The following is a 12,712-nucleotide window of genomic DNA, read 5'->3' as shown; positions in this document are numbered from 1 at the left end:
AACTCCTCCCTTGCCCCCGCTGGAAAACTTGCATAAGTACCACGCGATACACGCCACGCTGTACAGGAACACCATGGAAAACGTCGTTCTCATTATCCACCTCCTCTTGGCTCTGGGCCTGATCGCCGTCGTTCTGATGCAGCGATCCGAAGGCGGTGGCCTTGGCATGGGCGGCGGTGGCGGCGGTGCAATGGCTGGTCGCTCGGCGGCAACCGCTTTGGGCAAGGTGACGTGGATCCTGGCCGCTTGTTTCATCGTGACATCAATCACGCTGACAATTTTGGCTGCACAGAAATCCTCGGGCAGTTCGGTGATCGACCGTTTGGGCGTTCCGGCCCCGGCACCGACCGAGGAAAGCACACCTGCGGTTCCGTCGGCTGACGATCTGCTGCCTCCGGCAGATGGCGACAACGCGCCGCTGATCCCACAAGCCAACTGATCCACAAAACCTAGAAACCTGAAAGAGAACTGCAACAGCATCTTGCGGTTCTCTTGCGCTATTGGCGCGAATCCTTTATATGTGAAGTCCCGTGGTGCAGCGGTTTTTCGGAACCGTCGGGCAGCTGATTTTGACGTCTCACGGGAGCAGCCGAAAACATGGCGCGTTTTATTTTCATCACTGGTGGTGTGGTTTCGTCTTTGGGTAAAGGACTGGCTTCGGCGGCTTTGGGCGCGCTGTTGCAGGCCCGAGGGTATTCGGTGCGTCTGCGCAAGCTGGACCCCTATCTGAACGTTGACCCCGGCACGATGTCGCCGTTCGAGCATGGCGAAGTGTTCGTGACCGATGACGGGGCCGAAACCGACCTGGATCTTGGTCACTACGAACGATTCACCGGCGTGGCGGCCCGCAAGACCGACTCGGTCAGCTCGGGTCGAATTTACTCCAACGTGCTCGAGAAAGAGCGCCGCGGCGACTATCTGGGCAAGACCATTCAGGTGATTCCGCACGTCACCAACGAAATCAAAGACTTTATCTCGATCGGTGAGGATGAGGTCGATTTCATGCTGTGCGAGATTGGCGGCACCGTCGGCGATATCGAAGGCCTGCCCTTCTTTGAAGCTATCCGTCAGTTCAGCCAGGACAAGCCGCGCGGCCAATGCCTGTTCATGCACCTGACCCTGCTGCCCTACATCAAAGCCTCGGGCGAATTGAAAACCAAGCCGACCCAGCACTCGGTGAAAGAGCTGCGCTCGATCGGTCTGGCTCCTGACATTCTGGTCTGTCGCTCTGAGGGCCCCATCCCGGTCAAAGAGCGCGAAAAGCTGGCGTTGTTCTGCAACGTGCGCCCGGACAGCGTGATCGCGGCACAGGATCTGTCGACCATTTATGACGCTCCGCTGGCCTATCACCGCGAAGGTCTGGATCAGGCGGTTCTGGATGCGTTCCAGATCAGCCCTGCCCCCAAGCCTGATCTCACAAAATGGGAAGATGTCAGCGACCGCATCCACAATGCCGAAGGCGAAGTCAAAGTCGCCATCGTCGGCAAATACACGCAGCTTGAAGACGCCTATAAGTCAATTGCCGAGGCACTGACCCATGGCGGTATGGCCAACCGGGTTCGCGTAAAGGTCGAATGGGTCGATGCCGAGGTGTTTGATACCGAAGACGCAGCCCCGCATCTGGAAGGTTTCCACGCGATCCTCGTTCCCGGTGGATTTGGCGAACGCGGCACTGAAGGCAAGATCAAAGCCGCGCAATACGCACGCGAACACAAAGTGCCCTATCTGGGAATCTGCCTTGGTATGCAGATGGCTGTGATCGAAGCAGCCCGCAATGCCGCTGGCATTACCGAAGCGGGCTCGGAAGAGTTTGACCACGAAGCGGGCAAAAAACGTTTTGAGCCTGTTGTTTACCACCTGAAAGAATGGGTGCAGGGCAACCACAAGGTCGAACGCAAGGTCGGTGACGACAAAGGCGGCACCATGCGTTTGGGCGCCTATGACGCGGTATTGGCCGATGGCTCGAAAGTGGCAGAGGTATACGGCGGCACCAATATCGAAGAGCGGCACCGCCACCGCTATGAGGTGGATATCAAGTATCGCGACAAGCTGGAAAAGGCTGGTCTGAACTTCTCGGGCATGTCGCCCGATGGCCGTCTGCCTGAAATCGTCGAATGGTCGGACCACCCTTGGTTCATCGGCGTCCAGTACCATCCGGAACTGAAATCCAAACCATTTGAACCGCATCCACTGTTCCGCGACTTTGTGCGCGCAGCGAAAGACACCTCTCGCCTCGTTTAAGAGCTATCTGTGTCGGACTGTCACCCCGCATTGTTTTGTGGGGTGTAACCTCCTAACTATTTGAACAAGCAGGCCGGCGTGCCGCGTAATTTGATGCAGTTCAAAGATTCAGGAGTATTCCGATGAGCAATGCGACAACGATCACAAACCTCCAACAAGCGCTTCACATGGAAATGACGGCTGCGCATCAGTACCAGTTGCATGCGCATGTGCTGAATGACTGGGGCTTGGACATCCTGGCCGAAAAAATGCGCGGCGAAATGCAGGAAGAATTGGGGCATTCTGATGCCTATATCGAACGCATTCTTTTCCTGGGCGCAAAGCCAGAGCTTGAGCTTCAGAAAAACCCAAAGGCGGCGGACGACCTGGAAGAGATGTTTACCGCAGACCTGAAGGATGAAATGGAAGCCATCGATTTCTACACCCAAGCCGCAGCACAAGCGGCCGAGGCTGGCGACGTTGGAACCCGAACATTGTTTGAACGAATTTTGCTGGAGGAAGAAGGCCACAAAGCATGGCTGGAGACCGAGTTGTCACTTCTCAAGCGGCTAGGCGAGTCGGCGTTCAGCGCCAGATACGTATCTGGCACTGCCGGCCAAGACTAAATCATCTTCAACTGATCTCACCATGTCGCAGAATTCGGGCCAACAAATGTTGGCCCATTTTCTTTCGTCACCGCAAAGTGACGGTGTGCGGCCAAAAAACACTACTCGGGCACAGTTCCACATGGTTACTGTTGGGTAAATGATGACAGGAGAGGCCCAAATGACCGATCAAATCCAAAACGCGGAAACCTTTGCGGCCCTGCACAAAAAGGGCGATCCGGTCATCCTTTTTAACATCTGGGACGCTGGCAGCGCCGGTGCCGTGCGGGATGCAGGCGCCATGGCATTGGCGACCGGCAGCGCACCCGTTGCAATGGCGCAGGGGTTTGGCGACGGCCAGAACATCCCGCTGGATGTCGCTTTGGACAACGCCGGCAGAATCGTCAGCGCCGTAGACCTTCCTGTTTCTTTGGATTTCGAGGGGGCCTATGCCGAGGACGCGGTGGGAATCATCGCCAATGTCCAAAGTGCACTTGAAACAGGTGTCGTCGGCTTCAACTTCGAAGACCAGATTGTCGGCACCAAAGACCTGTACGACATCGAAACCCAGGCGGCTCGCGTTGGTGCGATGCGCGAAGGGTGCGACGTCGCTGGCATCCCTGTTTTTATCAACGCCAGAACGGACATCTTCCTGAAGGCTGCGCCGGAAACGCATGACGAGGCGATGCTCGACGATGCGATGGCCCGCGCCAAAGCCTATGCCGACGCGGGTGCCAACGGATTCTTTGCACCCGGCCTCAAGGATGAGGACATGATCGCCCGGCTTTGCGAATCGACTGATCTACCTGTGAATATCATTGCCCTGCCCGGGACGCCGGATACCGCGACACTTGCGTCACTGGGCGTCGCCCGGATCAGTTATGGGCCTGTGCCGTACCGGAATATGCTGGGCTGGCTGCAGGAACAAGCGAAACAGGCGCTGCAGTCAGGCGCCTAGCCAGCGGGTAGATACCGATACAAGCGGATACCGGCAAAGTTGTGACCATTCACGGCTATGACGGGTAGTCAGCGCTTGGCGGGCCACAAAATATGGAATATCCTCGCGACATGTTGAAAAAATTCCTTCAGGCGTTTCGCCCGCCACAGCACGACCATTTGCCCGATCCTGACGCCGAACTGGCCTTGGGTGCTTTGATGGTGCGCGTGGCGCAGGCGGATCGGGATTACAAGCTGGAAGAAATCAGCCTGATCGACCGTATTCTTGCGCGGCTCTATCAGCACAACGCGATCGAGGCCGCCAAAGTCCGCGCCACCTGCGAAAAATTGCACGCCGCCGCGCCAGACACCGATACATTCGGCAAGTTGATCCGCGAAACAACCGACCTGCAGGAACGTCTGGCCGCGCTGGACGCTTTGTGGGAGGTCGTTCTGGCCGATGGCAATTCGGACGAAGGCGAAATGAAGATCGTCGAAGAAGCCCGCATCGCCATGGGCCTGAGCTTTAAAGACAGCCAAGAAGCGCATGAACGGGTACAAACGCGCTTGGAACAGAAGTAGTCCGCTTCTATAACCAATTCATGTTCAGCGATTTTCTGTCCCGGCTCACGCAGCCGCAGCCCGACCCACTTGCCGATAACGACGCCCGTTTGGCCCTTACGGCCCTTCTGGTACGCATCGCCAGATCCGACAACGACTATGCCGACACGGAAATGGCACGAATCGACCGGATATCGGCGGAACGCTATGGCCTGTCCCCTTTTGAGGCCGCAGCCCTTCGCGCCAGCGCCGAAGATCTAGAAGCCGAAGCCCCCGATACCGTCCGCTTTACCCGCGCGATCAAAGAGGCTGTCGCTTACGAAGATCGTCTGGCCGTGGTTCAGGCGATGTGGTCGGTCGCACTGGCCGATGGGCATCGGACCGGCGAAGAAGATTCGCTGCTGCGTCTCCTAGTCAGCCTGATGGGTGTCAGCGACGTCGATTCCGCCCTGGCCCGGCAAAAGGCAGCCAAATCGTGATTTCAGTGCTGGGCATGTACGACATGCCCGCGCTGCAACCAGCCAATGATCGGTTCTGGTCGTTGATTCGGGCGCATCTTGGATTTGGCCCCGCGCATCTGACACGTGGCGCCGACGTCTGGGATGTCTGGCATAGTCCCGACCTTGTTTTCTCCCAAACATGCGGCATGCCTTACCGCACCCGATTGCACGGTATAGTTCAGCTTGTCGGCACGCCGGACTACGGTTTGGCAGGCTGTCCGCCAGGGCACTACCGGTCTGTTATCGTGGCCCGAAAAGACGATACCCGCGATCTGGACCAGCTTGCCGACGGCACCTTTGCTTACAATGAAGCGATTTCTCAGTCCGGTTGGGCTGCGCCCATGGTTCATCTGTCACGTCACAGCCGTCTTCCAAGTTCCGTGTTGGAAACTGGCGGTCATGCCCTTTCGGCAGCCGCTGTTGCGGAAGGCCGCGCGGATTATGCCGCGCTGGATGCGCTTACGTGGGAATTGCTCAAGGAACACTCGAATTTGGACGCTGAGCTTCGCGAGGTCGCAGCAACGGAACCTTCGCCCGCTCTGCCCTACATTACGGCCAATAGTCAGGATGCGCCCCAGATTGCAAAGGCGGTTCGTGCAGCCATCAACGATCTTTCCCCTGCCGACCAAAAGATGCTGCACTTGCGTGGTCTGATCGACATTTCAGCCGAGCATTACCTTGCCGTTCCCGACCCGTCCCCTGATGCTGCCAAATTGATCGATCCCTGACCACTTTGGTCAGAACGTCTGGTCATTTTGACAGTTTGTGGCCCGTTCCGTGTCATTTGCGCATTGCATTGCTCTGAAATTTCAGCCCTAGTACCGCACCAACACCAATAGCAGCTGGACCACCCGTGACAGATTCCACTCCGGTCATCGAGATCAAGAACCTACACAAGAGCTTTGGCAATCTTGAGGTATTGAAAGGGGTGGATATCACCGCCAGACGCGGTGATGTCGTCTCACTCATTGGTTCGTCCGGTTCTGGCAAATCGACGCTTCTGCGCTGCTGCAACCTGTTGGAAGACAGCCAAGAGGGCGAGATTCTGTTCAAGGGCGAACCGGTCCGCTGGACTGGCAACGCACATAACCGCCGTCCAGCCGATCCCAAACAGGTCCTGCGTATTCGCACAAACCTGTCGATGGTGTTTCAGCAGTTCAATCTGTGGGCCCATATGACCATCCTGCAAAACGTGATGGAGGCCCCAGTGACCGTCATGGGCCGCGACAAGGCCGAGGCTGAAGACAGCGCCCGTAGGTATCTGGAAAAGGTTGGCATCGGCGACAAATGCGACGCATATCCCGCGCAACTGTCAGGCGGTCAGCAGCAACGCGCCGCGATTGCGCGCGGCCTGTGCATGGAGCCTCAGGCCCTGCTGTTCGACGAGCCGACTTCGGCGCTGGACCCCGAACTGGAACAGGAAGTGATCAAAGTGATCAAGGATCTGGCCGCCGAAGGTCGCACCATGATCATCGTGACACACGATATGAAAATGGCTGCCGATATCTCAAGCCATGTGGTGTTCCTGCATCAAGGCCTCATCGAAGAAGAAGGCCTGCCGGAAGACATCTTTACGACCCCTGAATCCACGCGACTTCAGGGTTTTCTCTCCGCCACCATGGCGGCATAAATTCAGGACAGAACCAAAAAGGGGAGTAACAATGAAAAACCTGATTCTGACCACAGCAGCACTGGCGCTGAGCGCCGGTATGGCCATGGCCGATACGGTCCGCATGGGCACCGAAGGCGCCTACCCTCCGTGGAACTTCATCAATGACGCCGGCGAGATCGACGGTTTCGAGCGTGAGCTGGGTGATGAGCTGTGCAAGCGCGCAAACCTGGAATGCGAATGGGTCAAGAACGACTGGGATTCGATCATTCCGAACCTGGTGTCGGGCAACTATGACGTCATCATCGCGGGCATGTCGATCACCGACGAGCGTGACGAAGTGATTGATTTCACTCAGAACTACACGCCGCCAGATCCGTCGGCTTATGTTGCAACCTCCGACGACGTAGATGTCGCGAACGGCGTTGTTGCGGCACAGACCGGCACCATTCAGGCCGGTTACATTGCTGAATCCGGTGCAACTCTGGTCGAGTTCGCCAGCCCCGAAGAAACCATCGCAGCCGTGCGCAATGGCGAAGCTGACGCCGTTCTGGCCGATAAGTCTTTCCTTGCACCGATTGCAGATGAAGACGCGGACCTGCGCTTTGTCGCCGAAGATGTCCCGCTGGGCGGTGGTGTCGGCATCGGTGTGCGCGAGTCGGACGGTGATCTGAAAGAAAAGCTCAACACTGCCATCCAGTCCATGAAGGACGACGGCAGCCTGAACGAGCTGATCACCAAATGGGAAGTGTCCTCGACCTTCTGATCTGAATCAGGTTGCGCGCCCCAATACCGGGGCGCGCCGCCCCTGAGCCTTAGCACCTCAAGAGGCCCGCCATTTTCTCGTTTTGCACTGATCCCGATACGCTGGGCACGTTCCGCTGGTTTTCCTGCTATCTGACCAACGGCGTACACTGGTCGTTCTACCTTTCGTTCCTGAAGGTCCTGCTGTTGCTGGCCGTCACGGCGCCCGTGGCGTTGAGTTTCGGGTTCATCGGAGCAATGGCCGCCCGCTCGCATATCCCCCCCGTCAGCTGGCTGGGCAAAGGCTATATCGCGATTGTACGGGGTGTGCCGGACATCGCCTTCTTCATGTTCTTTGTGATCGCGCTGGATCAGGCATTTGAATGGACGCGCCATAAGATCCTTTGCCCTGACTGGACGGACCCGATCCGCCAGGGCAACGACTTCATCGTTTGCCAGTCGGCAAAACTGCCGCTGAGCACCGCGCCGGAATTTGTGCATGAGACCTATGGTTTCTTCCTCGCAGTCATCACATTCTCGATCGTTTTCGGCGCTTTTGCGGCCAACGTGCTGTTCGGCGGCATGCGGGCGGTTCCCCATGCGCAGCTGGAAACAGCAGCCGCATATGGTCTGTCCCCCAGCCAGACATTCTGGCGCATCCTCGTGCCGCAAATGTGGGTTTACGCCCTGCCCGGTCTGTCGAACCTGTGGATGGTGCTGATCAAAGCCACCCCGCTGCTGTTCCTGCTGGGCATCGAAGACATCGTCTATTGGGCCCGCGAATTGGGCGGGACCAAGACCACGAAATTCACCCAATACCCCCATGGCGACTGGCGCATGTGGTACTTCCTGGCTCTGCTGATCTTCTACCTCGGCATGACCCGCGTCTCAGAAATCGGGCTTGAAAAGCTGATGCGCCGCCTGTCCCACGGACAGGCCACATCAGGCGGAGAGCTTCTGCGCAAGGAGACCACCGCATGAGCTGCATCCAGACCATCCAGGATTACGGCCTGCGTTCCCTGGGCCTTGGTGAGCGGCTACTGCCGCGCAACGATTTTACCCTGTGCGAGCAATTCACCCTGATCGGTTCAGGCATGATCTGGAATATCTATTTCGGCATCATGGCACTGGTCACCGGGTTCTTTCTGGCAACCGCCGTGGCAATGGGCAAAGCATCCACCAACAAGTGGCTGCGCAAACCATCCGAGTGGTTCATCTTTATCTTCCGCGGCTCGCCGCTGTTCATCCAGTTCTTCTTTGCCTACTTCTTCTTCCTGTCGCTGAAGAAGTCCTATCCCATGTTCGACGCCCTGACGTCGGCATGGCTGGGGGCGTTGATCGTTTTGTTCCTGAACACCGCCGCCTATACCGGTGAGATCTTCTATGGCGCGCTGCGCTCGATCCCCAAGGGTGATATCGAGGCCGCTGATGCCTATGGCATGTCGGGCTGGTCACGGTTCCGTCGGATCATCTGGCCCACCATGCTGCGTCTGGCTTGGCCTGCCTACACGAACGAAGCAATCTTCCTGTTTCACGCCACTACACTGGTCTTCTTTTCGGCCTTCCCCGCCTGGCAACAGCGTGGCGACGCGCTGTATTACGCCAGCTATTTCGCCGACAAGACGTTCAATCCGTTCATTCCCTACCCGATTCTGGCCTTTTACTTCATCCTGCTGACACTAGTGGTTGTCGGTGTTTTTGGGCTGATCAACAAACGGCTGAACCGGCACTTGCCAGCAGCCAGAAAGGCCAAGATGAGGTTCCGTCTGAACCTGGCGCGCTAAGTCAGGCAACCAAACAATTCGGCAGCCGGGCTTGTTTTTGGCCCGGTTTTTTCTTTCCGAGAATCTCAGGAAAGTACTGAGAAAGCGTTATGAATAAGGGAAAATGGTACCGCCTGCTGGATTCGAACCGGCGACCTCTGGATCCACAATCCAGCGCTCTAACCAACTGAGCTAAGGCGGCACTCGTGAGGGGCGATGTACCGAACACGCGCAGGGAATGCAAGAGAATTAAAGACGAATTTCCCAGCTTTGTTCGACAAGATCACAGCCAAAAGAATGAACCTTTTTGCTGCCGGTTAATTGCCATCCGGATGCCCTGTAAAGTGCACAAGCTGCCCGATGGCTTTCATGCGTCCACAAGGCCATATCACGATAACCAGAATCGCGGGCGAACCCCATGCATGTGTTGAGCATACGTTTACCCAAGCCCTGTCCACGGGCCTCTGGCATCAACAGAAACAACCTCAATTTTGCGGTGTGGTCGTTCAGCGCGACACAAAAGATACTGCCAAGGCGCGCGCCACCCTGCTCCGCGATCCATCCCCTTTCTCGCGCTGGATCGTGTGACGTGACGAAGTCGGCCAGAATGCTCTCGACAAGGGGGGCGAACGTGCCATCAAACCCCTCGTCCCGCTGATAGAGGCGACCGTGCTGTTCTACCAACCAGGGCGCATCATCCGGCAGGATTGGTCTGATCAGAATATCTTCCATGCTCTACCTGACCTCAAAGGCGGCTTGATTCTCAACCCTTTGCGCGCTAGCAGGAACGCTCAGTCCCGGAGGCGCAAATGAGCATCAACACCGAACGTGACATTCAGGCAAACCTTCAGATCGGCCCGACCGACCACGGCATGGTCCGCCTGTTCATCGAGGCCGACGGCGTCGAAATTCCAATGGACTTCGAACCTGAAGAAGCGGAAGAAATCGCTGACGAAATCCTCGCCGCTGTGCAAGCTGCCCGGATCGTAAAAGACTGACAGTTCAAATTCTTGGATCGCGCAATGCCTGCAATCTGCGGGCTGTATCTGTTGCAAACTTCTGAATCATCTTCTTGCGCCGCGCAGGTGCCAGCTTATCTTCCGGTGCCATTCGGATAATTTCGGCGTCATAAGCATCTGCGATGATCAGCCCGGTCTCCTCGGGCAACAGATCGGTTGGGAAGTCGGTATCGACGGCCCAGAAAAAGCGATCACACCAATCCAGATACCCCTGCCATTTGGAATCCGTCAGATAATCTGCGCGGCTAGATTTGCACTCGATGACCCACAGTTCCCCCTTGGGGCCCAATCCCATGACGTCGACGCGCAGACCGCGGGTGGGGACAAATTCCTCAACAGATACAAAGCCATGCGCCAACAAGTGGCGCGAAACCCCACGGGCCAGTTTTTGTCCGGGCTGTAAATCCAGTGTCATTCCTGAAATGTGAACAATTCGTGAACAAAAATCAAGCGCCAGAAAAACTCTTGACATGATACCATCTGGTATCTCATAAATTGCAATACCAAATGGTATCACTACTGAGGTGACCAATGCAGACGCAAATTCAAAACGCATTCCGCGCCCTAGCGGACCCGACCCGACGGGAGATCGTCCAGATCCTTGCGTCCGGCGACATGACGATCGCTCAGCTGACCGATCAGTTCGATATGACCCGTGCAGCCGTCAAAAAGCACCTAACCGTTCTTTCCGATGGCGGCCTTATCACCGTCGAGGCGCGTGGACGCGAGCGCATTAACCGGCTGGAGCCGAACGGATTGGCCCCCATCCTCGACTGGTTCAGCTATTTTGACCAGTTCTGGGATGATCGCCTGAATAATCTGAAGGAAGCTATTGAAAGGAATAAAAAATGACGAATGCAGTTCTGCAAAAGCAAATTTTCCTGAGGGCCACGCCGGAAACCGTATGGGCCTATTTGACCGAACCCGCCCGCTTGGCAGAGTGGTTTCACAAACCAGAGCGTCCGTTGGCCGCCGGTCAGAAGCTTGAGATGTTCGGGACTACCAGTGGCGATCTTCTGATCTGGGGTGAGGTACGCGCTGCCCGTCCGCCCGAATACCTGGAATATACATTCACCATCAAACCCATGGGAGACGCTGTTAGCGTCGTAAAATGGACGCTGGACCCGGTACCGGGCGGTACCCGGCTGGGCTTGGTTCACGAAGGGCTGCCGCAAGGCGCAGAGGCATTTGGCCTGATCCTTGCACTCGATGACGGTTGGGACGAACATTTGGGCAAGATGCGCAATACCCTGCACGAAACTGTTGACGCCTGACCCCTTGTGCAAACCCGCCGCAACCCCTACTTAGGCCCGTGGCGGGTTCTGCCCTTCTTGTGATTGGTAGCATTCTGGTGGCCTTAAGCAATTCCGAGGGGGCTGGCTCTGTTCAGGTCCTGGCCTGATTACCTGGCGCCCACCTGTACATACAGGTCCTCGGGAATCACACCGCACGGTTGACTGGCGGTCCCGCCACATAAACTTATCCCTCACCCGGTCTGGGAGAGTCTTCATTTTCCGAAATAGGTTGGCTCAGCCCTTGTCCACCGCAACGCGGGCGGGTTCGAACTTGGCCGCAACAGGTGTACCGCGCCTGGGGCCTGTTGGCTTTTCCGCCATACTCATGATCGCGTAGGCGAACTGAACACCGGCGAACACGATGCCGTTCATGAACCAGATCATTGCCAGAGCGATTAACCCGATCTCGGATCCGAAAATCAGGCCGCGCAAGTTGGCCACGTTCAGCGCCAGCAGCACCCCGACAAACAGGGCCGAGATGACAAATCCCCATGCAACTTGCGTGATGTAAAGGCGGACCAGTTTGGGCACGACAAAGCTCCTTGTCTGATACCGTGATGATAGCGCATGGTCATGCTGAGTAAACCGCGGCCTCAACGGGTGCGACACTATATTCGGAGTTTCTATGAATGCCCTCAGCCTGTTCACGCTTGATCTTCTCGAAGAACTTTCTCTGCGCCATGATGATCAGGAACGGTGGGAGTTCACGTTAGACCGTCTGACTGACATCGGGTTCAACGCACTGAACATGCTTTGCTTTACGCCCGAGACTGGCGCCATTCATTGGGTTCGAAGTTCAATGTCCAAAGGTTGGCTGAACCGCTATGACAGCCAAGGTTACGCCGAAGCGGATCCGATGCTGGCGCAGGTTCAAAATGGCAGGGAAAGCCTCTACGTGCAGGCCGCAAGCCTCCGGCCCGCGGACGGCCATTCCACCAAGGCGCTGGGTCTGAATCACGATCTGGAAAAGGCCGGATATATTCACCTTTACTCTCTGGTGGTTCCCTGCCCCGACAACGAGGCCAAGCTGGTGGTTTTGTCATCGGACCGACCGGACGCCCAGGTTCAGATGACTGAACGGCAGCGCGAAATGCGTGTCCTGGCAACCGTGCTGGCCACCAATCTGGGATCGGATATCCCCAGCAATCACGGCCGTGTGTACGACATCGCCAGCATTGCTCCAACCGCTCCGGACCTGACGCCACGAGAGCTGCAGGTCCTGAACCTTTTGGCTCTTGGGCACCGAAACGATAGAATCGCCGAACTGTTGAACCTCTCGGAAATTACGGTACGAACCCATTTGAAGAATGCGCGCGAAAAACTGAGAGCCCCGACCAGAGAATCCGCACTGGTCCGAGCGATGCAACTTGGCCTGATCAATCCGCCGGGCTATCGGAATCGATAGGTGGCACGCCGGCTACGTTCCGATAAAATGTTGGTGTCTTTGGATAAAACTGTGA

At 56.8% G+C, this 12,712-nt stretch carries 18 protein-coding genes and 1 tRNA gene; 15 read left to right on the top strand and 4 right to left on the bottom strand.

Annotation, left to right across the window (positions count from 1 at the left end; translation table 11 throughout):
• Nucleotides 1–73: 73 nt before the first annotated feature.
• From secG to AC2FLA_RS01095, 11 genes are all read left to right on the top strand, one after another.
• Nucleotides 74–439, top strand: coding sequence for a preprotein translocase subunit SecG (gene secG / locus AC2FLA_RS01145; protein ID WP_113788737.1), 366 nt, complete (start codon nucleotides 74–76; stop codon nucleotides 437–439).
• 158 nt (nucleotides 440–597) lie between these two features.
• On the top strand, nucleotides 598–2,241 hold the full coding sequence (pyrG, locus tag AC2FLA_RS01140; RefSeq protein WP_058276105.1) for a CTP synthase: 1,644 nt from the start codon (nucleotides 598–600) through the stop codon (nucleotides 2,239–2,241).
• 122 nt (nucleotides 2,242–2,363) lie between these two features.
• Nucleotides 2,364–2,846 (top strand): bacterioferritin, encoded by a 483-nt coding sequence (locus tag AC2FLA_RS01135; RefSeq protein ID WP_109311992.1) that lies wholly within the window; start codon nucleotides 2,364–2,366, stop codon nucleotides 2,844–2,846.
• Between the two features lie 160 nt (nucleotides 2,847–3,006).
• On the top strand, nucleotides 3,007–3,783 hold the full coding sequence (locus AC2FLA_RS01130) for an isocitrate lyase/PEP mutase family protein (RefSeq protein WP_496719848.1): 777 nt from the start codon (nucleotides 3,007–3,009) through the stop codon (nucleotides 3,781–3,783).
• A gap of 110 nt (nucleotides 3,784–3,893) precedes the next feature.
• Nucleotides 3,894–4,343: a tellurite resistance TerB family protein gene (locus AC2FLA_RS01125; RefSeq protein ID WP_058276107.1), complete on the top strand. Its 450-nt coding sequence runs from the start codon at nucleotides 3,894–3,896 to the stop codon at nucleotides 4,341–4,343.
• A 20-nt stretch (nucleotides 4,344–4,363) separates the two neighbouring features.
• The gene (locus AC2FLA_RS01120) at nucleotides 4,364–4,801 is read left to right on the top strand and encodes a tellurite resistance TerB family protein (RefSeq protein WP_496719846.1); all 438 of its coding nucleotides are present in this window, start codon (nucleotides 4,364–4,366) and stop codon (nucleotides 4,799–4,801) included.
• Nucleotides 4,798–5,550, top strand: coding sequence for a phosphate/phosphite/phosphonate ABC transporter substrate-binding protein (locus AC2FLA_RS01115; protein ID WP_496719844.1), 753 nt, complete (start codon nucleotides 4,798–4,800; stop codon nucleotides 5,548–5,550). Before AC2FLA_RS01120 ends, AC2FLA_RS01115 begins: the two co-directional genes overlap by 4 nt.
• A gap of 125 nt (nucleotides 5,551–5,675) precedes the next feature.
• Entirely contained in the window at nucleotides 5,676–6,452 is a 777-nt protein-coding gene (locus tag AC2FLA_RS01110) for an ABC transporter ATP-binding protein (protein ID WP_058274821.1), read from the top strand.
• 31 nt (nucleotides 6,453–6,483) lie between these two features.
• Nucleotides 6,484–7,197 (top strand): transporter substrate-binding domain-containing protein, encoded by a 714-nt coding sequence (locus AC2FLA_RS01105; protein ID WP_058276110.1) that lies wholly within the window; start codon nucleotides 6,484–6,486, stop codon nucleotides 7,195–7,197.
• A 71-nt stretch (nucleotides 7,198–7,268) separates the two neighbouring features.
• Nucleotides 7,269–8,156: an ABC transporter permease gene (locus AC2FLA_RS01100; RefSeq protein ID WP_496720458.1), complete on the top strand. Its 888-nt coding sequence runs from the start codon at nucleotides 7,269–7,271 to the stop codon at nucleotides 8,154–8,156.
• Nucleotides 8,153–8,959 (top strand): ABC transporter permease, encoded by an 807-nt coding sequence (locus AC2FLA_RS01095; RefSeq protein WP_282118774.1) that lies wholly within the window; start codon nucleotides 8,153–8,155, stop codon nucleotides 8,957–8,959. Before AC2FLA_RS01100 ends, AC2FLA_RS01095 begins: the two co-directional genes overlap by 4 nt.
• Nucleotides 8,960–9,063: 104 nt before the next feature.
• Here the strand turns inward: AC2FLA_RS01095 and AC2FLA_RS01090 are convergent.
• Nucleotides 9,064–9,140 (bottom strand) — tRNA-His (locus tag AC2FLA_RS01090).
• A 47-nt stretch (nucleotides 9,141–9,187) separates the two neighbouring features.
• Complete coding sequence (locus tag AC2FLA_RS01085; protein WP_496719842.1) at nucleotides 9,188–9,670, bottom strand: GNAT family N-acetyltransferase; 483 nt, start codon at nucleotides 9,668–9,670, stop codon at nucleotides 9,188–9,190.
• Between the two features lie 77 nt (nucleotides 9,671–9,747).
• On the opposite strand from AC2FLA_RS01085, the gene AC2FLA_RS01080 reads away from it, so the two are divergent.
• Entirely contained in the window at nucleotides 9,748–9,936 is a 189-nt protein-coding gene (locus tag AC2FLA_RS01080) for a DUF6324 family protein (RefSeq protein WP_113788748.1), read from the top strand.
• Nucleotides 9,937–9,940: 4 nt separating this feature from the next.
• Here AC2FLA_RS01080 and AC2FLA_RS01075 read toward each other — a convergent pair whose 3' ends face one another.
• Entirely contained in the window at nucleotides 9,941–10,372 is a 432-nt protein-coding gene (locus AC2FLA_RS01075; protein WP_058274815.1) for an MmcB family DNA repair protein, read from the bottom strand.
• 116 nt (nucleotides 10,373–10,488) lie between these two features.
• Here AC2FLA_RS01075 and AC2FLA_RS01070 point away from each other — a divergent pair, with 116 nt between their 5' ends.
• Complete coding sequence (locus AC2FLA_RS01070) at nucleotides 10,489–10,809, top strand: ArsR/SmtB family transcription factor (RefSeq protein ID WP_109311983.1); 321 nt, start codon at nucleotides 10,489–10,491, stop codon at nucleotides 10,807–10,809.
• The gene (locus tag AC2FLA_RS01065) at nucleotides 10,806–11,231 is read left to right on the top strand and encodes an SRPBCC family protein (protein WP_496719840.1); all 426 of its coding nucleotides are present in this window, start codon (nucleotides 10,806–10,808) and stop codon (nucleotides 11,229–11,231) included. Before AC2FLA_RS01070 ends, AC2FLA_RS01065 begins: the two co-directional genes overlap by 4 nt.
• 255 nt (nucleotides 11,232–11,486) lie before the next feature.
• Here the strand turns inward: AC2FLA_RS01065 and AC2FLA_RS01060 are convergent, their stop codons facing one another.
• Nucleotides 11,487–11,783, bottom strand: a complete 297-nt coding sequence (locus AC2FLA_RS01060) for a hypothetical protein (protein WP_496719838.1) — start codon at nucleotides 11,781–11,783, stop codon at nucleotides 11,487–11,489.
• A 94-nt stretch (nucleotides 11,784–11,877) separates the two neighbouring features.
• On the opposite strand from AC2FLA_RS01060, the gene AC2FLA_RS01055 reads away from it, so the two are divergent.
• Nucleotides 11,878–12,657, top strand: a complete 780-nt coding sequence (locus AC2FLA_RS01055) for a helix-turn-helix transcriptional regulator (protein ID WP_496719836.1) — start codon at nucleotides 11,878–11,880, stop codon at nucleotides 12,655–12,657.
• The last annotated feature ends 55 nt before the right edge of the window (nucleotides 12,658–12,712 follow it).

This window comes from Ruegeria sp. CDSA033 (assembly GCF_059612305.1).
Note: the sequence above shows the minus strand (reverse complement) of the source record. Positions and strands in the feature narration are given on the sequence as shown.

Coding starts and splice junctions, on each gene's coding strand:
- AC2FLA_RS01120 (WP_496719846.1), top strand. CDS start 4,364: ATGTTCAGCGATTTTCTGTCCCGGCTCACGCAGCCGCAGCCCGACCCA.
- pyrG (WP_058276105.1), top strand. CDS start 598: ATGGCGCGTTTTATTTTCATCACTGGTGGTGTGGTTTCGTCTTTGGGT.
- AC2FLA_RS01135 (WP_109311992.1), top strand. CDS start 2,364: ATGAGCAATGCGACAACGATCACAAACCTCCAACAAGCGCTTCACATG.
- AC2FLA_RS01080 (WP_113788748.1), top strand. CDS start 9,748: ATGAGCATCAACACCGAACGTGACATTCAGGCAAACCTTCAGATCGGC.
- AC2FLA_RS01085 (WP_496719842.1), bottom strand. CDS start 9,670: ATGGAAGATATTCTGATCAGACCAATCCTGCCGGATGATGCGCCCTGG.
- AC2FLA_RS01065 (WP_496719840.1), top strand. CDS start 10,806: ATGACGAATGCAGTTCTGCAAAAGCAAATTTTCCTGAGGGCCACGCCG.
- AC2FLA_RS01125 (WP_058276107.1), top strand. CDS start 3,894: ATGTTGAAAAAATTCCTTCAGGCGTTTCGCCCGCCACAGCACGACCAT.
- AC2FLA_RS01070 (WP_109311983.1), top strand. CDS start 10,489: ATGCAGACGCAAATTCAAAACGCATTCCGCGCCCTAGCGGACCCGACC.
- AC2FLA_RS01055 (WP_496719836.1), top strand. CDS start 11,878: ATGAATGCCCTCAGCCTGTTCACGCTTGATCTTCTCGAAGAACTTTCT.
- AC2FLA_RS01075 (WP_058274815.1), bottom strand. CDS start 10,372: ATGACACTGGATTTACAGCCCGGACAAAAACTGGCCCGTGGGGTTTCG.
- AC2FLA_RS01130 (WP_496719848.1), top strand. CDS start 3,007: ATGACCGATCAAATCCAAAACGCGGAAACCTTTGCGGCCCTGCACAAA.
- AC2FLA_RS01105 (WP_058276110.1), top strand. CDS start 6,484: ATGAAAAACCTGATTCTGACCACAGCAGCACTGGCGCTGAGCGCCGGT.
- secG (WP_113788737.1), top strand. CDS start 74: ATGGAAAACGTCGTTCTCATTATCCACCTCCTCTTGGCTCTGGGCCTG.
- AC2FLA_RS01095 (WP_282118774.1), top strand. CDS start 8,153: ATGAGCTGCATCCAGACCATCCAGGATTACGGCCTGCGTTCCCTGGGC.